This window comes from Pseudomonas fluorescens group sp. (assembly GCF_020093335.1).
Lineage (GTDB): Bacteria > Pseudomonadota > Gammaproteobacteria > Pseudomonadales > Pseudomonadaceae > Aquipseudomonas > Aquipseudomonas petroselini.
Genome location: NZ_JAIOKW010000017.1, coordinates 1 through 19,816, shown reverse-complemented (window position 1 = coordinate 19,816; position 19,816 = coordinate 1). Strand labels below are relative to the sequence as shown.

Below are 19,816 nucleotides of genomic sequence, written 5' to 3'. Positions count from 1 at the left end.
TTTGGCTATTGCTGCATTTTTGTAGAACGTGTTTCCCGATATCCAAGGGTCACGCAGTGTTTCAGTTTATCGAGGGCCTTGCGTCTGAATCAGGTACAAGCCGAACTTCTACCCGTTGGCCCAGTGCCCGTGCTGCACTTGCCAGAGTGGCCAAGGTCATGCCTGCATCGTTCTGATCGAGTGCGCGATCTACGGCGGTGCGGCTGGTATGCATACGTTCAGCCAGCGCTTTTTTGCTGATTTTCTGCGCCTTCATCGCTTCAGCCAACTGCCAGGCGATAACACGTTTCAACGCTCCGGCGGATACTTCCTCAATGAGCCCGTCGTCGTTGAGAAAATCGTCGAAGTTGGAACCGATATGTTTGTTCATGTGGTTTTCCTCATAGCTTGTTTTTACGACGCCGCGCGGTATCCAGCTCTACCACAGGCGTTTTCTGGCTCTTTTTAATGAAGCCGTGCAGCAGCACGATCTCACCGTCAACCAGCGTAAAAATCACCCGTGCGATATGCCTCCCAAGATCGGTTCTGACCTCCCAAAGCCGGTGCTCCAGCTTTCGAACCAGAGGCATTCCCTGCGGCCATCCGATCTGGACGGATTTGATGTCGATACCTATGAGTTTTCTGGCTTCCCTAGGTAGCTCCATTAACCATTCGCGTACCGGCTCGTTACCCGCATCGGTTCGATAGAAAACAACGTTCAGCACGAAATGTAGGTCGTTCACTGGAGAGTGTACCAAAAAAGGTTCATTTGACCATCGGCGATTGATAAGGCTTATCGCGAGGAGAGGTCAGAGCCTGGCACTTTTTTTGAATGAAGACGGGGTTGAATTTTTTCAAATAAATTCAACTAAAACAGATGCTTGTGAAATTTCCACACGCCTGGTGTGAACGTGCTTTCATATCTGTGGGAAGGGTTACTTCGGCGCCACCATCCTCGTCGGCGCCTTGCCATCCGCGTTGTGCTGGTAAATCGCTTCAGGCTGGCCTTGTTGGTTGAAAAACACCTGGCCAATCCCCGCCGAATTCCATAATCGTTCGCCCGCTTCGGCATGTTCCGGAATATGCGGCACCACCTGCATGGTGCGTCGGCGGGTGAACCAGTTGAGGGGCGAGCGCGGCGAGTAGAGCCAGCGGTTGAGGCGGTCGAACCATTCCAGCAAGCGTGGAGGGAATTCGTTCTTGATGCCGCTGCTGGTGATCTGCCAGATCCGGGGGCCGGCGTTGCGATGACGGATCAGCACTTCGTAGACGAACGAGTAATGCACGTCACCTGACAGGATCACGTAGTTACCCGGCGTTCGCGAATGGCGGAATATATTGAGGATCACCTGGGCTGCGCCGCGATGGGCCATCCAGTTTTCTGCGTCCACCAGCAAGGGGTGGCCGCACCAGCTGAAGATTTTCTGCACTGTCTCGATCAACTTGACGCCAAAGATCGGCGCGGGCGAGACGATGATGGCTGAAGGGTGGTCGAGCAGTTCCTGTTGCAGTTCGCTCAAGGCTTCCCAGTCGAGCAGGCCGGAAGGTTGCTTGAAGGTGAACTCGCTGCGCCAGCGGCGGGTGCGGGTGTCGAGCACCACCAGCGCAGGGGTGGTGGGCAGTACGTAGTGCCAGTGCTGGAACATGAGCAGCGCTTCGAGCAATTCATCCTGCGCGGCGGCATCCAGGTGGTTGGCCTGGGGCTGGAGGGTGAGCGCCTGGCTTTGCTTTATCAGCCCGTCAAACACATCCGGCTGGTTGCCCCAACCCTGGCACAGCAGATAGGCCAGCAGGGCGTTGCCGATGATGCGTTTGGAGAACGGGTGACCGTAGGCGGTTTCTTCCCACTGTGCGCTGAGGTTCCAGTCGTCGGTGATGTCGTGATCGTCAAAGATCATCAAGGTGGACAGGTGGGCGAAGACCCGCGCAACGCCCGGCAGGCCGTCGCGGAATGTATCGACCTGCACCTGTTCGCGGGCATAGCGCTGCTGTTCTTCTGCGTTCAGTTGCGGCGTTTGCGGTGCGATCAGCGTCCAGGGCGTGGGCGACCACACCAGCAAGTACATCGCGATGACTTCAGCGAAGGTCACCAGGTGATTGTCGGCGGTGCTGCTGGTGAAGATCGGTTTTTTCACGCCACCAAAAAACCGCTCGCGCAGGGTTTCGTTGCTGTCCAGTGCGGGCAGCAAGTCGGCGCGATGGTAATAACTGGCGCGATGCCCATAGAGGCTGGCGCTGTCATCCACCACGGCGCCCTCCAGGTATTCGTCGAAGAGGCCCAAGCGTGTGATCAACGCATGTATCGCCCGTAGCATCGGGCCGGCGACATCGTCGGCGTAGATTTGGTCGCCACTCATCATCAGCAGGGCGGGGCGGTCGGCCGGGGTACGGGCGTCGGCCAGCAGGCGGTCGACGCACAGCAGGCCTTCGTCGGCGCTGTGATGGGGTTTGCGGCAGGAGCCGTGCACCAACTGATGGATACGGCTGTGCAAAACGAAACTGGGCAGTTGGGCGTCGGCGTACAGCAGGTGCGGTGCCCAGTCGGCGATGCCGGTGTTGTCGAACAACAGGTCGTAGCTGATGACTACGTCGAGGGGCAGGGCATCGCTCAACGGCACATCGATCAGGTGGATAAAGGCATGGCGCCCCACGGGGATGACCTGGCACGGGTCGAGGCTTATCTCCACCGTCTGCGCGGGCAGGTGCAGCTTCAGCGTCAACGCCAGTGTTCGACTTCCCACCAGCCACATAACCAGGCGCCGGGGTTCAAGGCGTCGCAGCAGTGGGCCGGCCAGTACGGCGGGCAGTGTATCGGTGTGCGGCATGCAGTTATGGATTCCAGACTGGATTTAACCGGCAAGATTAATCCAGTGAATGTCATGGTTTTGTTAAGGGCGAGTACGAAGGGCCATGCACTGCCCTTCGCATCAGGCGGTTTAAAGGATGTTGCCCTGACCCAGGCTGTCTAGCCCGCCGCCGTTCTTGCGGGGCCGGTCGTTGGCTGCTGTGTGGGGGGCGTCGACAGCGTACGGTTGCGTGTGCATTGCATCAGTGCTGCGCTTCTTGCGCTGGGGCTCTGCATCATCCTGCTGCAGGGGAGGGTATTGAATATTGCCCAGTGAGTGGTTGATAGCGCTAAGCATGGATGTTTCCTTCTATTGAGCAGAGGGTTACTTCGCCTGTCGGAGCGAAGTGAGGCCAAACTTATAGAGGCCAAAGCGGGTCGGCTATAAACACGCTGCTGCAAGATATGACTGCCCTGCGGGGTTCGAATCAGAAGTCATCCGCGCGGCCCTTCGCGCAGCCGTCCAGCCCGGGAGAGGTCGCGCCTTCTTTACCCTCCTGCACAAAGGCCAGCCGATTTTCCGCCACCACATTGTGTAACGCGCTGTAGTAATCCGGTAGCTTTTGCAGGCTGTCGGATTACGGGCACACCGAGCGTGAGCGAGGTGCCGAGTGTTGGGGCAAGAGCGTTTTGCTTACTTTTGCGCTCTTCAAAAGTGAGCCGCTGTAAAAGCGGAACCCATAGTGGCCGTTACCTAAATAACGGATATGTACCCAGTCTGATCCAACATCCAGCTCGTCTGCCAGGCCGCTAGCGGGAGCAAGCTCCCTCGCCACAGGTCCAGCGCCGTACCCAGAGTGGTGTAGATACCTAAGCCCATCGCGGGCAAATCCGGCTCCTACACAAACCTTACATTCTTACCGCGTCAGGTATACGAGTCTTCGATGACCCTCGGCACCGTAAACCGAAACTCACTCCCCCGACCCACTTCACTCTCGGCAACGATCTTGCCGCCATGGGCCTGGACGATACCTTGCGTGATGTACAGCCCCAGCCCACTACCGGTCGGGTTGTTTTCCGTCTGGGTCCAGTAGCGATCAAACACATGCGGCAGTTGTTCCGGCGCAATCCCTTCGCCGGAATCGCGTACCGAGAAGACAATTTCTTCGCCATTGCTCATGGCGCTGATGCCGATATTGCCCTGACGCGGCGTGAACTTGATGGCGTTGCCGATCAGGTTCGACAGCACCTGGAACAGGCGCTCGGGGTCGCCATTGATCTGCAACCCAGGCTCGGCGTTGAACGACAGGTCGATGCCTTTCTCCATCGCCAGCGGTGCGAGCAACGAGTAGGCCTCTTCGAACATCTGGCTCACGTCCAGCGCTACCGGCTTGACCACATAGCGTCCGGCCTCGATTTTCGAGGTGTCGAGCAAGTCTTCCAGCAGCACGTTCATGCGCGCGGCGGCCTGTTGCATGGTGTCTATGGCCGAGGAAATCCGCCGCGAAGTATGTGGGCCATCGGAACTGAAGGCTTTTTGCATCATGCCGCAGAGCATGGAAATCACGGTCATCGGGTTGCGCAAGTCATGGGACACCACCGCCACCAGCTCATCACGCGCACGCACGGCTTGTTGCTCACGTTGCACCTGGCGCGCCAGGTCGTTTTCCAGCGCGGAGCGGCGCAGGTCGTTGGCCGCAAACAGGTCGCCATGGCTCCACTTGGTGGAGATGCCGGCCATTTCTACCTTCCAGATTTCAAACGAGGTGCGTGGGCGAAGGCGCAGGCCGGCGTCGGAATTTTCCAGGTCCAGCGGCTTTGTCGGGTCACCGCTCCAGTTGATGTTCTCTTTCACTTCCGGGCGAAACCACAGCACGCCGTTATCCACGGGCTTGGGCAAGCTCATGGCCAATACACCACTGGCCATCTGTTGGAACTCCACCGCCGGCGGGTAGACCGACGCCAGGTTATGGCTGGAAAACACCGGCTCGCCGCTCTCCTGCAGCCACCTGTGCAACGCGCGGATCTGCGCCGGTTCCGGGCAGTTGCCGTAGCGGTGCAGTTGCTTGTCTTCGATGATCGCCACGCCGCCGGACAGCGTCAGGTCCATCAGCAACTGACCTTGCTGTGCCAGGCCGTCGAATACATTGACTTCCGAGGCCTTCATCGCCCGATCCAGCAGGACCAAAGCCTCGACTTTCTCCTCGCGCTGGCGGCTCAGGTCCAGGGCTTCCATGGCGCTGATCTGCAACGACAGTACCTGGCCGATGGTCTGGCAGGCGGTGCGCAGGTCGTTAGGCACCAACAGTGGCTGGCGGTTGCCGCAGCTGATCAGGCCCCAGAGTCTGTCGCCCTTCATCAGCGAGATACTCATGGACGACAACACGCCCATGTTCTGCATGTACTGGCAGTGAATCGGCGACACACTGCGCAGGGTGGCAAAACTCAAGTCCAGCGGCTGGCCGGTGTCCGGGCGCAGCTTGGGCAGCAGGGGTACTGGCTCGTAGGCCGCATTCGGGATGATGCGCAGCCAGTTGGTGCGATACAGCTCGCGGGCTTGCTCCGGGATGTCGGACGCAGGGAAGAAGAGTCCGTTGAACAGCTCCATGGACGGCGCGGACGCCTCGGCGATCACCTGGCCGTGGCCTTCCTCTTCGAAGCGATAGATCAGCACACGGTCATAGCCGGTCATGGCCTGGATTTCATTCACGCTGATTTCGTACAGCGCTTGCAGGGTTTTTGCCGACTGCAGGCGTTGCAGCATCTTGCCCAGGTCGCTGGTGCGACCGTTGAGGGCCCGTGGGCGAAAATCCTTGAGCAGGGGTTCGAACTCGAGCACCAGCACGTTTTGATGGCGGTGCAGCAGGCCTTCGAACTCCGCGCCGTTAAAACTGACGTGCAGCGGCGGGGCATCGAAAAACGTGTTGTTTTCGGCCATGGCGGCGACGGCCTTGGCGTGTTCGGTGCCCACCAGGGTGTGCAGCGGCTGGTTCAGCAGCGCTTCGGGCGCATGCCCGAACAAGGTGCCGATGTTGGCGCTGACCTGAATGACCTTCAGGTCCGGCTCCGACAACGTCAGCAACACGCCGTGGGGCTGGATCGCCCCTGGAAAGCGGATGGGCTCGTCGGCACAGTTGGCAAGCAGCTCTTCAAAATCGTCGGGTTTCATAGCAGTACCTCCTGGCTGTCGAGCCATTGCTCAAAGCAGCTGAATGTCGAACGGGCGGCGTCCACAGCGTGCTGTCTGGCGAGAGCGTCCAGCGGCAGGCGGCCCAGGTAATCAAGGAATTCTTTCCAGCGACGGCCGGTCTCGGCGCCGTATACGTTGAGGAACGCGCCGCCGTTGTCGCCGCTCACGTCCAGGCGCTCGGCCATTTCCCGGCGCAGTACCTGGCCACCCAAGGTCGCGCCTTCCAGCACGTACAGGGCACCCAGGCAGGCGGCGGGAGTATCCAGGGGCGGCAGGTTGGCGCAGCGGGGCAGGGTGTTGATAGCGCGGTCATTCAGGCCAAGGGCGTGAAGGTCGTTCACCAGCGTAGGCGTTTTCACCCGCATCACCGGGTCGAAGCCTTCGGGGATCAACTCACCGTCGTACAGTACCGCTTCCATCGGCGCATAAAAGCCGTAGTACGCCTGGAGTAAGCGCTGATACCAGCTGGCATCCAAACGCTCGGAAAAAAACGGCAAGCGCTTTTCCAGCGCCACGTGCAGCAGGGCCGTACCGGTGCGCAGCGCTTCCAGCGTTGAGGGCGCACCGACGTCAGGGGCCTGTGAATGCATTGAATGAGCTCGAACTGTGGGCCTCTCGGCCATGAATGACGCATGGAAATGGGCGACAATTCTACACAACTCGTCGTCGGCAACTGAGCGCACAAGGCGAAAAGGCTGACCGACGGATCAGAAAAGTCGCTCCTTGCATCAATAATGACCTCCGAGCCTGCAACGAAGTTCGGTAAGCGTGATATCGCGAAGCTATCAATGCATGGACATGCCTTGCTGTGTCAATGCTGTTTGCACACACTCAATCAAGTGCTCAGTGCTCCACGGCTTGGGCAGAAACCGCACCGACCCTCCCAGCTGCGACGCAATTTTCGTGTTACCGGAGGTCAGCAGCACGGGCACCGACGGCCAGCGGTGTGCAACCACGCGGCTCAAATCGTAGCCATTGAGTAAACCAGGCATCTGGATATCGCTGACAATCAGGTCGACCGGATCATCGGCCCGCTCCAGGTAAATCATTCCCTCATCCGCCGAAGGAAAAGACGTGACGACTGCACCGAAATCTTCCAGCACATCCACCATTAACGCGCGAATGATTTCGTCGTCTTCCAGTACCAAAATCGATGGCTGAGCCATGATCCTTACTCCTCCATCATGGGTTCAGTAAGGTGGAGTGGAATGGGTTGGAATAGGTTCGATTGGATGTCTGTGGGGCGATGGGTGGTCGTTTTAGAGCGGTTTAGAGAGTGTTTCCTCGAACGGCGCAGCGCAGCGGATACAGGCATAATCGCTCACTCCTTGCCCGATGCGGAGCCATCATGAAGTACGCGTTACTCTCCCTCGTCCTGTTACTCAATACCCACTCGGCGTTTGCTGCGGGCGATGCCGAGGCGGGCGGCAAGCTTTTCGCCAAGACCTGCGGCGGTTGCCACAGTATCGGCGAAGGCGCGCGCGGCGGCTTTGGCCCGGAACTCAACGGCATCATCGGACGCCCTGCGGGGACGACCGCTGACTATCAGTACTCCGATGCGATGAAGAACTCCGGTGTGGTCTGGACCCGCGACAAACTCGCGGCCTACATCGAGGCCCCGAAGAAAGTGGTGAGTGGCACGCGGATGATTTTCTGGGGCATCAGTGACCAGGAGAAGATCGAGAACATCCTGGCGTACCTCGAAACGTTCCAGGACAAATAATCACTCCCGCACATTCCTGAACAGCATCAACCGCGCGCTCTCATGCAGGCCTCGGGTCAGCCCCTGCAAACGCTTAAACTCATCGGGATGCAGCGCGGCCACGTCGTCACGCGGGGTGGGCGATGCCAGGTCATGCAGGGTCGGTGAGCTGCCGTCATGCTGCATCTGCAACAGGAAGTGGCGGGTCACGCCGCCGATCACCGGGAAGGTCCCCTCGCGCAACACCAGCGGCACCATGCGTTCACCTTCTGGGGCCGGTTGCTGGATATCCCGCCCCATCGTGCCGTGACTAAACGGCACACCCGCCAAGCCGGCCACGGTGGGCAGCAAGTCCGCCAGGCCGACGGCTTCTTCGATCACCCGGGGTTGCAGGCCGGGTGCGTGGATCAGCAACGGCACGTTATTACTCTCCAGTCCCAGTTGTTCGAAAGCCGGCGCCATGTGCGGAATCTGGCTGATGCGGGTGTTGTGGTCGCCGAAGAACACAAAGATGCTGTTGTCGTAGTAACCGCCCGCCTTGGCGATTTCCATCAGCCGGCCGATGTTGTAGTCCAGCAGGCGCACGGCGTTGTATTGCTCGACACTGCGTGAACCGGCGGCTTGGGCCTGCTCCAGCGTCACGTCGCGGACCTGGAAGCCATCGTTGTGCTTGGGAATGGTGAACGGACGGTGATTGCCGGAGGTTTGCAGGTAGGCAAAGAAGGGTTGGTCCTTCGGGACCGCGCGCAGTAGTTCGTCACCTTCCTTGAACAGATCCAGGTCGGAAATGCCCCACACGTCTACCCGTGGCGAGCGCCAATGGCTTTCTTCAAACATCTGCACGCCGTCGATGCTCTGGCGGATCAAGGCATTGATATTGGCCCAGCCGGCGTTGCCACCGATCATGTAGAACTTCTGGTAACCCTCGAACGCGTTGATCAGCGTGTGTTGCCGCGTGATCAGCGGGTTGCGCGTGGCGGTCTCCTGGCGGGTGACGTCGGGCACGCCGGTGATGCTCGCCCATACGGTCTTGGCGGTGCCGGTGACAGGCACGTAGAAGTGTTTGAAGAACCAGCTTTGCGTGGCCAGTTTGTCTAGGTTCGGCGTGGGGTTGAGTGGGTTGCCGTAGGCGCCGACAGCGCTGGTGCCGAGGGATTCGAGCATCACGAAGATCACGTTGGGCGCTCGCTCGCCGGCCAGTCGATAGGGCTGCACGCCTTGTTCGCGCATGAAGTTCAGTTGCTGGGCATCGGGGCGGTCGACGCCCAGGTAGTGGGCGACCTGTGGGTAATGCTCGCGCACCTGGACCTCATCGAATTGCGATTGGCCGACCTTGAGCGTGTCGTACAGAAACAGCACCGGGTTCAGGCCCACGGCGGCCACCTGCGGGTTGCCGGAAAAGAACGCGTCGCTCCAGCGCAGCGGCACCGGGTTCTCCAGGTTGAGATGGGCGACACGGCCAAGCAGGGCCAGCAGCACACCGATCACGCCGATGACGGAAACAGTCACCAATGACAGTTTGCCGCGGGTGCTGGGCGCGCGGTCCAGGGTCAACCGCTCAAGGCAGACCAGCGCCCACACCCACAAGGCCACCGCCGCCAGCCAGCACGCGGTTATCCACAGCACCGGGTAGGTTTCCCACACCATCTGTTGTGAAATCTGCGCGTCTTGCAGGTAACGCAGCACGGTCGCGTTGATGCGCACGCCGAGGTAGGCGTAGTGGCCGAAGTCGACAATGTACACCAGGCCGACCACGGCCAGCGCCACCACCAGATAGGCGCGGGCCAGCCAGCGCAGGGCCGGGAGGGTGGTCAGGTTCCAGCGGGGAATCCAGGCCAGCAGCGCCAGCGGCAGCAGGAGCAGCACCGCCAGGCGCAGGTCGAAACGCAGGCCGATGCCCAGGGTTTCCAGCAGTGCCGGGGTACTCAAATCAAGGCCGGAAAAACCCAGCACAAACACCAGCCGCAATGCGGCCAGCAAGGCAAACACCAACCCGATCGCGCCCACGCCGTAGCGCAGGCGGCGTGATTGCAACGCACTCATCATTTTTCCCATTCTCTAAAACAACACAAATCCAATGTGGGAGAGGGGGGCTCCCGATGGCGGTGGTTCAGTGCCGGAGGTGCTGGCTGACACGCCGCCATCGGGAGCAAGCCCCCTCCCACAGTTTGAATTGCATCAGTCCAGCGACGATGCAGTAACCCGCCAACAGCGGATCGACCAGATAATCCCAATAGTTTTCCGACGCCTTGAGCCGCAGCGCGAAGGCCAGCGTGCCGATCGCCAGCATCCACACCGCCTGGGCATTGCGCAGCCACAGCATCAGCAGTGCGGCCGCGCCCACCAGCACAATCATCGGCCGGGGGTTGAAGCCCCAGCGGTACGGATCGAAATAGGTCAGGCCCAACGTGGCCGGGTACAGGGCCAGGCTCAACAGCCCAAACACCATCAGCGTCTGCACGTGGTGCCGTCGATTGAGCGGCTGCACCACGCCCAGTCGACTGAGTGCAACCCACGCCAGCAACACCAACGTGCTGATCGCCAGGTCATCGGTAAAACTGCGCACATACGCCGCCAGCGGCAATTCATTGACCGGGATAAAACTGACCGCCGCCAACAGCGGCAGCAACCACGGCCGCCACGGCGCGGTGAATCGAAACAGGCTCAGGAACACAAAACCCAACAGTACAAAACTCAAATGCGCCTGCCACAAATAAACCATCACAGCCGCTCCGCCAGCCAGGCTTCGTTGAAGCTGACATGTTTGATAAAGGTGTTATTCCACGAGTAGACCAAGTGGTACATGCCGTCCGGGCTGCGGCTGAAATACGGGTACTCGTATTCGAAATCGCAGCCACGGGGTTTGCACACGCGGTAGTCGAGGTTGCTGAGGAAGCGCTGCTCCAACGGCAAACGCCGGGCGCCGCTGGAAGCACGGAAACCTTCGCCGATGATTTCTTTATAGGCCTCGGGTGAGAATGGCTGGCCGAGCGGGTCGGGAGACTCATCCAGCTGCACCACCGTGCGCCATTGGCTGAGCTGGGCGTCGGTGCCATAGAGACTGAGTTTGAAGCGGCCGTCCTGCAGATCGTTGAGGGCCACCAGCAAGCCGTCGTCCTGCGTGGCCACTGCTGCCAGCGATGAATTGGGGTTGGCCGGCTCCAACGGATACGGCTCGCTCCAGGTTTGCCCGGCGTCTTCGGTGCGGCTGGCGAGCACGCGGTGATGGGTGTCACCGGCATAGCGCAACATCGCTACGGCGCGCTGGCCATCCAGCGGCACGATGGTCGGCTGCAGGGAATTCTTGCCGCGGCTGATGCGGAATTTATCGATCACCGCCCCATCGGCGCTCAGGTACAGGTATTCGGCAAACTTGCCCATGAACTCGTGGTACACCGGCAGGCCGATGGAACCGTCGGCATGGAACACCGGCGCGGCGCGCACCAGGGTGCTGATATTGAAGAACGGCGAAGTCACCAGTTGCCTTGGCGCCGACCAACTGGCGCCGAGGTCGTCCGACACCATCAGGTTGATCGCACTGGTAGCCCAGCCGCCGACTGACACCGACACATAAAACATCCACAGGCGTTTATCCGGGCCCAGGGCGATCACTGGGTTGCCCAACTTGCGGATGTAGCGCTGGGTGCCGTCGCGGGTGCTTTCGCGCGTGGCCAGCACCTGTTCGGCGCCCCATTCGCCGCTGCGTGCATCAAAGCGTGCGGTGCGCACCTGCACATCGGCCGCGCCTTCGCGGGAGCCGGCGAACCACACCGCCATCAAGTCGCCGCCGGGCAGGGCGGTGACGGACGACGAGTGCACAAAGTCGGTGAGCTGGGTGGACACGAACCGGCTGCTGTACTGCGCCGGCGCTGCGACTTTTGCGGTGTTCGGGCTGGCCTGGGCAAACGGCGCCAATATATGGGGCGGATGGCTCTGCCAGGCGGCGAAAAACAACGCCAGCAGGCCGCAAATCAATAAGGCGGAGCGCATAGGGGACCTGTGGATAAAGGATTACTGCGCAGGTTCATCCGGCAGGCGCTTCCTGCGACCGGTGAGCATGGATAACGGCAGGTTGTCCCGCACCTGGATACTTTCGAACACCGCCGCCAGCACATGCACGCAGACTAGGCCGAGCAGCACGTTGGCAGCGGTTTCGTGGATTTGCAGCGGCCAATCGGCTCCCCACAAGGCGTCGACTTCCTGCATCAGGAAACCGCTGATGCCGATGCTCAGCAGCGCCAGCAACATCAACAGCATCACCAGCGCGCCAATCGGCGAATGGCCCAGGCGATGCTGGGGCCGACCGTTGAGCAGCGAGCGCATGTGGGCCGTCAGGCGCTTTGGCGTCGGCCAGAAGTCCGCCCAACGCGCGCTGCGCGGTCCGACAAATCCCCACACCCACCGCACCAGCAGCCAGGCCATGGCGTAGTAGCCCAGCCAGACATGCCAGTCATCGCCTGCTTCGTTAAAGAAGTAATTGGCGACAAAGACCCCGGCGATCGACAGATGAAACAGTCTCACCAGCGGGTCCCACAGGCGCAGGGATTCGCCTGGCATCAGCCCTTGATCTCAGTCTTCACGGCTTTGCCGGTGACGGGGTCGTGGTAGATCTCGACCTTGCGCTTGTCCTTGTCGAAGCCGTAGATCTCATAGCAGTTGCCATCGGTGACTTTGAACTTGCTGATTGTGTAGCCTTCAGCCTTGAGCTTGTCCTGGAAGGCTTTTTCGTCTTGCCATTGCGAACGCTCGGCGGTGGTGCACTGCGGGCCGGCGACGGCCAGGGGGCTGGCGAGAATCAGGGACAGCAGGAGAATTTTGCGCATGGAAAAGCTCTCAGCAGAGGTGGGAGGTTTCACAGTGCAAAACCAACCTTAGCGCAACCTTAGTTGGCAACGCGCCGTAACATCTTTGCCGAAATAACCCATGCCAGAACCCGGCATGATGCCGCCGATTCCTACAGAGATTCTGCTATGCGCCTACTCCTTGTCGAAGATGACCGTGCCCTCGGCCAAGGCATTCGCGTGGCATTGGGCGCCGAAGGCTACACCCTCGATTGGTTGCAGGATGGCGTTGCGGCCCTGCATGCCTTGCGCACGGAAAGCTTCGACCTGTTGCTGCTCGACCTCGGCCTGCCGCGCCTCGACGGCCTCGACCTGTTGCAGCAACTGCGCGCCGAGCAACATGACGTGCCGGTGCTGATCCTCACCGCCCGCGACGGTACCGCCGAGCGCATCGCCGGCTTGGACGCGGGGGCCGACGACTACCTGGTCAAACCCTTCGACGTCGAAGAGCTCAAAGCCCGCGTGCGCGCCCTGTTGCGCCGCAGCCAGGGCCGCGCACAACCGATGTTGGAACACGCCGGCATCAGCCTCGACCCGGCCACCCAGCAAGTGCGCTATCAGGACGCCGACATCATCGTCACCCCGATGGAGTACCAACTGCTGCACCAACTGATGGTGCGCCCCGGCAAAGTCGTGACCCGCGAGCGGTTGTCCCGCGCGCTGTACGGTTGGCAGGATCGGGTCGAGAGCAATACCTTGGAAGTGCTGATCCACAACCTGCGCAAAAAGTTATCCACCGAGCTGATTCGCACCGTGCGCGGTGTCGGCTATGTGCTGGCGCTCAAACCATGACCTCGGTTCGTGCACGTATCCTCATCCCGGTCTTGCTGCTGATATTGGCGGGTGACGCCCTGATCAGCTGGCTGGTGCTGCGCGACAGCCACCATGAAATCGAAGAAGTCTACGACGCCCAGCTCGCCCAGAGCGCGCGCCTGCTGCAAGGCGTGCTGCGCCAACGGGATCCAGGGGAAGCGGATTGGGAGCGGTTGTACCAGGCGTTCGACCAGGCCATGAGTCGCGTGGGTAAAGATGGCGTGGCCCACCCCTATGAAACCCGCCTGACCTTCCAAGTATGGAACAGCGCGGGTGAATTGCTCGTGCGCTCCGCCGAAGCGCCCGTGCTGGCGGCACCGCCGACGACCCTCGGTTCCCACGACCTGATGGACAACGGCAATGACTGGTGCGCCTTCCTCCTTGCCGATCCGCAACAGGGATTGCTGATCTGGGTCGGCGAGCGCGATGACATTCGCCAGGACGTGATCCAGCGCATCATGCGCCACACCCTCTGGCCGACGCTGATCGGCGTGCCGCTGCTGACGCTGTTGATCTGGTGGGTAATCGGCTGGGGCTTCAAACCTTTGCGCGCCATGGCCCTGTCCATCCGTGGGCGAACTGCCGAGACCTTGCAACCCTTGCACCTCAAGCCTTTGCCCAGCGATCTTGAACCCATGCAAACCGCGCTTAACCGGCTGTTGGTGCAAGTGGATGAGCTGCTGGAGCGCGAACGCCGCTTCATCGCCGACGCCGCCCACGAACTGCGTACACCGTTGGCGATCCTGCGGATTCACGCCCAGAATGCGCAGAGTGCCATCACTGAGGCGCAGCGACGTGAGGCGTTGGACTTTTTGGTCAACGGCGTCGACCGCGCCACCCGCATCGGCAGCCAACTGCTGACCATGGCCCGCATCGAGCCGCAGTTGAACAACCCCGTGTGTGAGCGTGTGCAATTGACTGAACTGGTGCGCGAAGAACTTGCCGAGTTGACCCCTTTGGCCATGGAAAAAGGTGTGGAACTGGTGCTTGAAGGGGAGGAGCAATGTTGGGTGAAAACCGAACCGGCGGCGTTGGCGATTGCATTGCAGAACCTGGTGACCAATGCCCTTAACTTTTCCCCGGCAGGCAGTGAAGTGAAGGTGGTGATTGGTGCTCATTGCCTGAGCGTGGAAGACCAGGGGCCGGGAATTGATGAGGCGCAAATGGAGCGCCTGTTCGAACGGTTCTACAGCCGGGGCAATGCCAATGGCGCGGGCTTGGGGTTGGCCATTGTGCAAATGATCGTCGGCAAGATCGGCTGCCGGTTGGCGCTGCATAACCGGGAGCAGGGTGGGTTGCGCGCGCGGTTGGTGTTTGACCGCACTTGAAACGGCCGCACCGCTAATCCCCTCCTAAAACGGAACAATCCGTTTAAATTCGGGTCCAGTCATCACACTCTTCCCCGATAAGGACATCCCCGTGAAGCGAATCGTGCTGCTCTCCCTCGCCCTGGCCCTGGGCGCCTGTCAATCCAACCAACGTGACTCATCGCCCAGCCTGCTCAAGGACGGCATTCAGTTTCGCCAGAAAACCGTGGCTGTGGATGCGGAACACGCCAAGGTCATCATGAAGTCCAGTGGCGGCACTCCTGCCGTCGACTTCTCGATCAGCCGCGAAGGCGACCCCGACCCACGCATGGAAGCCCTCGGCACGGTGATGGACACCGGCGAAGGCAAGGTCTTCAACTGGATCGCCAAGCTCAACCAAACCGTTGCCAGCGCCACGTTCAAGCGTTTTCCACAACTGGAAATCCAGGCCGACCCCGGCAAGAAACTCACGGTATCGGGTTACGCGAACGACACCCGCACGGGTTACTACTACACCTGCGGGCCGGCGATGAATACGTTCCGCCCGGAGAGGGCAAAAGTGTACCTGGTGGAATTCCAGTTCAAGGGTTCGGGGTGTGAGCAGCATGTGTATGACGTGACGGACCCGGCGAATCGGGTACCGGTGGCGGAGGCGGGGAGTGGGGTTAAGTCGGGTTGAGGGTTAGCCATTGTGGGGTAGACCCTGTGGGCATACCACACCGTTGAAGGTGTGGGTGCAGCAGTTGCAGCAGGGTTTCATCTGCTCGGGCGTCAGCTGTGGGTTGACCTTTTGCAGCAGGCCGCCTTCGTCGACATACAAGCCGCTGTAGTAGCTGTTTTCATCCGTTCTCACGTAATCCTGCTTGTCGCTTTCATGTTGCGCGACCATCCAGAATACCGGATCTGGACGATCCAGGCGGGCCTTGGCTTCGCTGAACACCTGATCCCATGGGTGGCCGACTTTGGACAGGAGAAACCGGAACAGCGGGGTGTAATCAAAGCCATGCCGTTGATGGCTATGCATCGAACCGCGGTTTGATTGTTTGTCTTTTTCGCTTTTGGTGTGCCGCTCATACCGGTAGGCGCGGCAACTGCCGTGGCGCACGCCATGGGTTCGGGTGTTGACTGAGCGGTAGAGGAGGGGCTTTTGCAGTGCGGGTTTCATTGCATTAGGACGTCTTTTGGGGTTGCTTTGGGGGCGGTGGCCAGGCGCCTTGGTAGCGGAAGGACAGTTGGTAGTCGTGATGGTCGGGTTCGATCATGTGCTGGAAGTACGGCTGAATAATCGTAATCCAGTTAGGCTGAACGTTGAATACGTCGGCGTATATCGCGGTTTCTTCGCCTAAACCCAATGCTTCAAAAACATTGTCTGGATCTGCGATATCGGCTGAGTACTCATCCGCCTTCAAGTCATTACTGTGTTTTTCGTACCATCGCAGTCTGATTTTCATCAGCATTTTCCGAGTTCCTTTTTATCTGTAAATACGACGTTTCGGGTCCGCCGGTCCTCGACGCTCGGCGGTATAAGGATCAAATGCGCCGAGGTGTGCCAAATCGCTGTTTCGATAGACTTCCAGCTCGCCTTTTTTGGAGTCCCACTCAAATATTTTTCTTCCTTTTGCGTCTATCCAACGTTCACGTAAGCCGGCTCCGCCTTTTCTTGGTGTCACAGGCTTTTGGGGAATCAGACCCGGGAAGCCTGTTATGTCTTCGGTTTCGGGTGGAGAAAAGTAATCATGGTCTGGGTTTCTAAGCCCTTTCCTTGGCTGGTTTACCACCACATACAGCGGCCGAACCCCCGACTCCGCCGGGAACACCAGAATAAAATCCCGATACTCCGGCGGATAAATCGGGTTCACCAGAATTTGCGCGGCTTTCTCCGTCGGCGGATAAATCCAGATCACCGGCGCCTGCGGCGCAGCCTCCAAGGCTGGAATACCCAGCGTGTCACTGGGATCAGCGGCGGGTGTCCAGATCAGCTCCACGCCCTCATCCAAATCCGCCACAAACTGATCGCCACGGCTTTGAAACTGCACCACATCAATCATCTGCCAATCGGCATGGTTGCCCGTGTAAAACCCATACCCCTTGAGCGTGCCGTCCTCGCGCTGCTCGATATGCAACCGCATCTGCGAGCGCGCCCGTTGCATCGAACGCAACTGCTCCTCGCTGTAGAACGCGCTGTCACCCAGCTCCGACGGCCAAGCCAGCGCCACCAAACCCGTCAACAGGCCACCGGCGACGGCCCCGACGGCAGTGGCCGCCGACTCCCAAACCGCCGAGCGTAATGCCAACTGCCCCAAACCTGCGGGCAATGCGCTGCCGCCGATCTTGCGCAAGGCAACCGCGCCCCTGCTATCCACCTCACGCCCACCCAGCAGGCTTAAGTGGCCGTACTCCTTGATCAGCTCCAACGGGACATACCCGGCCGGGTTGAAGTAATGGGTGATGCCGTCAGGCAGTTGGCAGGGCTTGATGAAAACGCAGCCGGGAGGTTTGGTTAGCGTGGGTGTCGGGGCAGGGGATGGCTCGAAAAAATCAACAGACGGCGAATACGGCACACGCGACGGCTGCGGGGTCAGGATCCGTCGTTTGCGTAAGTCCTCTTCGGTGGGTGGGTACAAGCGTTCTGACATGAAGGCTCACTTCCTTGTGCGAGGGAGTGAGCCTACGAGGGGTAATCAGAATCTGATATCGGCTTAATTCGGCGGTTGGTGTGGGAAAAGTGGACAGGGCTTCAGTCGGTATTTCCGTTTCGAATATTGCGATTTTCGTTTGTTTCGTTTAGCGTTGATCGTAACTGAATTAAGCGTCGCCGGAGTTGCATCATGATCACCAACCACCTTCCCAAAACGATCCTTCCGCTGGAAAAGGAAGTCGAAGCCGCCGTGCAAGGCCAACGCGAACTGGCCTCGCTGCTGTCGACCAAGTTTGAAACCCAGCGCATCGACATTTTCGACAAAGAAGACAAACCCCACACGCTCGTACTCCCAACCTCAGCACTGCGCTTATTGGTCGATATCCTGGGCGAGTTGGCGATCGGCAATGCCGTCAAGGTCGTCCCGGTGCATGCCGAACTCACCTCGCAGGAGGCCGCCGACCTGCTTAACGTTTCACGACCGCACTTGGTCAAGATGCTGGAGGAAGGCGCCATTCCCTTTACAAAAACCGGTCGGCATCGGCGCATCCGGTTTTCGGATTTGATGGCGTTCAAGCAGCGGCGAGATGAGGAAAGCCAGGAAGCAATGGAAGCGCTGGCGCAACAGGCCCAGGAGTTGGGAATGGGGTATGACGGATGAGGTGTTCGCCTTTTACCGCGGTATATGATGCCTGCGTTCTCTACCCGGCGGCCCTCAGGGATTTGCTGATGTGGCTTGGCTTGTCAGGGTTGTATCGAGCGAGATGGACTAGCCAGATTCATGAGGAGTGGAAGCGCAACGTACTCAAGAACCGACCCGATCTCACGGCTGAGCAAGTGAATTGCACGTCAGCGATGATGGACAAGGCGATACCTGACGCTTTGGTTACGGGATATGAGGATCTGTGTTCGAGCTTGGATCTGCCCGATCCTGATGATCGTCACGTGCTGGCGGCGGCGATTCGGAGTAAAGCTGAGGTTATCGTGACCTTCAATTTGAAAGACTTCCCGCCGCATATACTGGCTGCCTACGACATTGAGCCGATGCATCCGGATGACTTTATTTCGGATCTCTGGGATCTGGATCAGGCGGCGGTGTTGGGAGCGGCGCAGAAGCAAAGGCGGGCGTTGAAGCGGCCTCCGATGGCGGCGGGAAATTATCTTGAGATGTTGATGAGGCAGGGGTTGGTGCAGACTAGTAAGGCGCTGGGGCCTTATGAGTTGATGCTGTAAATTTCATACTAGTGGCGCAGTTCTCGCTGAGGTTTACGCCTTTAATGCAGTATTGTTAGATTCTAATCAATGCGGCTCTCTTTTGTTTTTATGTGCTGTGTGTCTGTATTAGGGTGAGGATTTGCATTACTAATGCTACCGACAAAATTGCAAATTGCTCTTTGGGTGTGATTTCGGAAAAATTCCTCACTTGACCTAGTGGAGTATTTTTTAGCGTATTATTGAATGATACATGTATCGCACTTTTTTGATCAGGTGAAAACTGTTTGTAAAGGTTGTTTGTTTTCTCCTTGTCAATTTTTGTGTCAATCCTGTGCGCAAATTTATTTCGAATCGTCCCAACTGCTAAAAGTGCGGGGGCGAACTCTTTTGGCATCCCGATCGCAACTGCTAGGTTTACCTTTTGAGAAAAGTCGAGCTGCATTTTTTTGATGTGTTCATAATCTGAGACTAGTATTTCAATCAGCTGCTCAAGAGCTGACTCTATATAAATGTGCGTGCGGATGGTTGCTCCTAATTCGTCTTCTTTTAGTATGTCCGAGTAAAAGGAATCTAAGTTTAATATCTTTGGTTGGGGTTTCATGTATGTACTGGTCTCGTCAGCTGCTTTTATGTTTTTTGAATAAAGAGTTTTTGGTGTTTCATTTAATTTTATTTTCTCTACCACATCAGACACGTTTAGCCACAAAGCCGATTTCCTGCTAATCAATCTCTAGGCTACTTTTGGCGTGTCGTCGACATTCGACGGTCGGGCCTGGAAACCCGTGGAACAATAGCGCACAGGTGCCACTATTTTTATCACGACTGCTGGTGTTTTTGTGCCAGCATATCCGTGTTATGGCGGCTGTGCGCGGGAGACCTTCGGGTCTGCCGGGTTCCTATTGTCCCGGTTTTCCAGCCTGCGCATAGCTGCCACCCATTCGCCTGGAAACGAACGTGGCGGCTCTTTTCTACATTAGGAGTCAAGCCAATGAGCATTTCTGAAAGGCCGTACCCTCACAACACCATCCTCAACACCTCCACGCATTCCGGAGGTGCCCAATGATCAACCCACCCCTCAACAAAACCCTCGGCATCATCACCTTCGCCACCTGCGGCAAGCAGCCCAACCGCCACCGTCTATTCCGCGTCAATTCCGGTGTACCCATTCGCGATGCCCTGGAGCATGCCTCCGAGCTGCTGCACTGTTCCAAAATGCTGGCGTTGGACGCAGCCATGGACACGGGCGCGGATCGTTTTGCCTGGGCGGCGCATTATTTGGGGGAGATGGCGAAGGCGGTGGTGGATGATTTGGCGAATGGGATGTTGCCGAATGGGGGGGGGTGAGG

At 58.9% G+C, this 19,816-nt stretch carries 23 protein-coding genes and 1 pseudogene; 7 read left to right on the top strand and 17 right to left on the bottom strand.

Features of this window, described 5'->3' with window-relative positions; genetic code table 11:
* Positions 1 to 61 precede the first annotated feature (61 nt).
* The 8 genes and pseudogenes from K7431_RS18310 to K7431_RS18275 form a co-directional block, all read right to left on the bottom strand.
* A complete protein-coding gene (locus tag K7431_RS18310; RefSeq protein WP_015885802.1) occupies positions 62 to 370 on the bottom strand; it encodes a helix-turn-helix domain-containing protein in 309 nt (102 codons plus the stop codon).
* A gap of 10 nt (positions 371 to 380) precedes the next feature.
* Positions 381 to 722, bottom strand: coding sequence for a type II toxin-antitoxin system RelE/ParE family toxin (locus K7431_RS18305; protein WP_015885801.1), 342 nt, complete (start codon positions 720 to 722; stop codon positions 381 to 383).
* Positions 723 to 914: 192 nt separating this feature from the next.
* Positions 915 to 2,804 carry an alkaline phosphatase D family protein gene (locus tag K7431_RS18300; protein WP_015885800.1) on the bottom strand — a complete coding sequence of 630 codons (1,890 nt, stop codon included), beginning with the start codon at positions 2,802 to 2,804 and terminating at the stop codon, positions 915 to 917.
* 111 nt (positions 2,805 to 2,915) lie between these two features.
* Positions 2,916 to 3,122, bottom strand: coding sequence for a hypothetical protein (locus K7431_RS18295; protein ID WP_015885799.1), 207 nt, complete (start codon positions 3,120 to 3,122; stop codon positions 2,916 to 2,918).
* A gap of 130 nt (positions 3,123 to 3,252) precedes the next feature.
* Positions 3,253 to 3,402, bottom strand: a pseudogene (locus tag K7431_RS18290) (MlaA family lipoprotein); the annotation flags it as partial.
* A gap of 287 nt (positions 3,403 to 3,689) precedes the next feature.
* Positions 3,690 to 5,933, bottom strand: a complete 2,244-nt coding sequence (locus K7431_RS18285; RefSeq protein ID WP_015885798.1) for an ATP-binding protein — start codon at positions 5,931 to 5,933, stop codon at positions 3,690 to 3,692.
* Entirely contained in the window at positions 5,930 to 6,544 is a 615-nt protein-coding gene (locus K7431_RS18280; protein WP_015885797.1) for a biliverdin-producing heme oxygenase, read from the bottom strand. Before K7431_RS18280 ends, K7431_RS18285 begins: the two co-directional genes overlap by 4 nt.
* Positions 6,545 to 6,739: 195 nt before the next feature.
* Positions 6,740 to 7,120, bottom strand: coding sequence for a response regulator (locus tag K7431_RS18275; protein ID WP_015885796.1), 381 nt, complete (start codon positions 7,118 to 7,120; stop codon positions 6,740 to 6,742).
* A 182-nt stretch (positions 7,121 to 7,302) separates the two neighbouring features.
* Here K7431_RS18275 and K7431_RS18270 point away from each other — a divergent pair, with 182 nt between their 5' ends.
* Positions 7,303 to 7,677 carry a c-type cytochrome gene (locus tag K7431_RS18270; protein WP_015885795.1) on the top strand — a complete coding sequence of 125 codons (375 nt, stop codon included), beginning with the start codon at positions 7,303 to 7,305 and terminating at the stop codon, positions 7,675 to 7,677.
* On the opposite strand, the gene K7431_RS18265 is transcribed toward K7431_RS18270, so the two are convergent.
* The 5 genes from K7431_RS18265 to K7431_RS18245 all read right to left on the bottom strand — a co-directional run bounded on the left by K7431_RS18265 (position 7,678) and on the right by K7431_RS18245 (position 12,479).
* Positions 7,678 to 9,699: an LTA synthase family protein gene (locus tag K7431_RS18265; RefSeq protein ID WP_043206328.1), complete on the bottom strand. Its 2,022-nt coding sequence runs from the start codon at positions 9,697 to 9,699 to the stop codon at positions 7,678 to 7,680. It lies immediately after the preceding gene.
* A gap of 67 nt (positions 9,700 to 9,766) precedes the next feature.
* On the bottom strand, positions 9,767 to 10,378 hold the full coding sequence (locus tag K7431_RS18260) for a hypothetical protein (RefSeq protein WP_043205864.1): 612 nt from the start codon (positions 10,376 to 10,378) through the stop codon (positions 9,767 to 9,769).
* Positions 10,378 to 11,646, bottom strand: a complete 1,269-nt coding sequence (locus K7431_RS18255) for a sialidase family protein (protein ID WP_015885792.1) — start codon at positions 11,644 to 11,646, stop codon at positions 10,378 to 10,380. The genes K7431_RS18260 and K7431_RS18255 overlap by 1 nt, the downstream gene beginning before the upstream one ends.
* A gap of 21 nt (positions 11,647 to 11,667) precedes the next feature.
* Complete coding sequence (locus tag K7431_RS18250) at positions 11,668 to 12,213, bottom strand: cytochrome b/b6 domain-containing protein (RefSeq protein ID WP_015885791.1); 546 nt, start codon at positions 12,211 to 12,213, stop codon at positions 11,668 to 11,670.
* Entirely contained in the window at positions 12,213 to 12,479 is a 267-nt protein-coding gene (locus K7431_RS18245; protein WP_015885790.1) for a PepSY domain-containing protein, read from the bottom strand. Before K7431_RS18245 ends, K7431_RS18250 begins: the two co-directional genes overlap by 1 nt.
* Positions 12,480 to 12,626: 147 nt before the next feature.
* On the opposite strand from K7431_RS18245, the gene K7431_RS18240 reads away from it, so the two are divergent.
* The 3 genes from K7431_RS18240 to K7431_RS18230 all read left to right on the top strand — a co-directional run bounded on the left by K7431_RS18240 (position 12,627) and on the right by K7431_RS18230 (position 15,296).
* Complete coding sequence (locus K7431_RS18240) at positions 12,627 to 13,289, top strand: response regulator (RefSeq protein ID WP_015885789.1); 663 nt, start codon at positions 12,627 to 12,629, stop codon at positions 13,287 to 13,289.
* Positions 13,286 to 14,638, top strand: coding sequence for a sensor histidine kinase (locus K7431_RS18235; RefSeq protein ID WP_015885788.1), 1,353 nt, complete (start codon positions 13,286 to 13,288; stop codon positions 14,636 to 14,638). Before K7431_RS18240 ends, K7431_RS18235 begins: the two co-directional genes overlap by 4 nt.
* A gap of 91 nt (positions 14,639 to 14,729) precedes the next feature.
* Positions 14,730 to 15,296: a hypothetical protein gene (locus K7431_RS18230; RefSeq protein WP_015885787.1), complete on the top strand. Its 567-nt coding sequence runs from the start codon at positions 14,730 to 14,732 to the stop codon at positions 15,294 to 15,296.
* A gap of 3 nt (positions 15,297 to 15,299) precedes the next feature.
* On the opposite strand, the gene K7431_RS18225 is transcribed toward K7431_RS18230, so the two are convergent.
* From K7431_RS18225 to K7431_RS18215, 3 genes are read right to left on the bottom strand one after another with little or no spacing between them, the layout of a single operon-like run.
* Positions 15,300 to 15,782 carry a hypothetical protein gene (locus tag K7431_RS18225; protein ID WP_015885786.1) on the bottom strand — a complete coding sequence of 161 codons (483 nt, stop codon included), beginning with the start codon at positions 15,780 to 15,782 and terminating at the stop codon, positions 15,300 to 15,302.
* A gap of 4 nt (positions 15,783 to 15,786) precedes the next feature.
* The gene (locus tag K7431_RS18220; protein WP_015885785.1) at positions 15,787 to 16,074 is read right to left on the bottom strand and encodes a colicin E3-like toxin immunity protein; all 288 of its coding nucleotides are present in this window, start codon (positions 16,072 to 16,074) and stop codon (positions 15,787 to 15,789) included.
* Between the two features lie 15 nt (positions 16,075 to 16,089).
* Positions 16,090 to 17,253: an S-type pyocin domain-containing protein gene (locus K7431_RS18215; protein WP_015885784.1), complete on the bottom strand. Its 1,164-nt coding sequence runs from the start codon at positions 17,251 to 17,253 to the stop codon at positions 16,090 to 16,092.
* Between the two features lie 192 nt (positions 17,254 to 17,445).
* Here K7431_RS18215 and K7431_RS18210 point away from each other — a divergent pair, with 192 nt between their 5' ends.
* Positions 17,446 to 17,916 (top strand): helix-turn-helix domain-containing protein, encoded by a 471-nt coding sequence (locus tag K7431_RS18210; RefSeq protein ID WP_015885783.1) that lies wholly within the window; start codon positions 17,446 to 17,448, stop codon positions 17,914 to 17,916.
* On the top strand, positions 17,913 to 18,488 hold the full coding sequence (locus K7431_RS18205; protein WP_015885782.1) for a PIN domain-containing protein: 576 nt from the start codon (positions 17,913 to 17,915) through the stop codon (positions 18,486 to 18,488). Before K7431_RS18210 ends, K7431_RS18205 begins: the two co-directional genes overlap by 4 nt.
* A gap of 88 nt (positions 18,489 to 18,576) precedes the next feature.
* Here the strand turns inward: K7431_RS18205 and K7431_RS18200 are convergent, their stop codons facing one another.
* On the bottom strand, positions 18,577 to 19,164 hold the full coding sequence (locus tag K7431_RS18200; RefSeq protein WP_139237971.1) for a hypothetical protein: 588 nt from the start codon (positions 19,162 to 19,164) through the stop codon (positions 18,577 to 18,579).
* Between the two features lie 365 nt (positions 19,165 to 19,529).
* Between K7431_RS18200 and K7431_RS18195 the strand changes: the two genes are divergently transcribed.
* Positions 19,530 to 19,814, top strand: coding sequence for a DUF3077 domain-containing protein (locus K7431_RS18195; protein ID WP_015885781.1), 285 nt, complete (start codon positions 19,530 to 19,532; stop codon positions 19,812 to 19,814).
* Positions 19,815 to 19,816 lie beyond the last annotated feature (2 nt).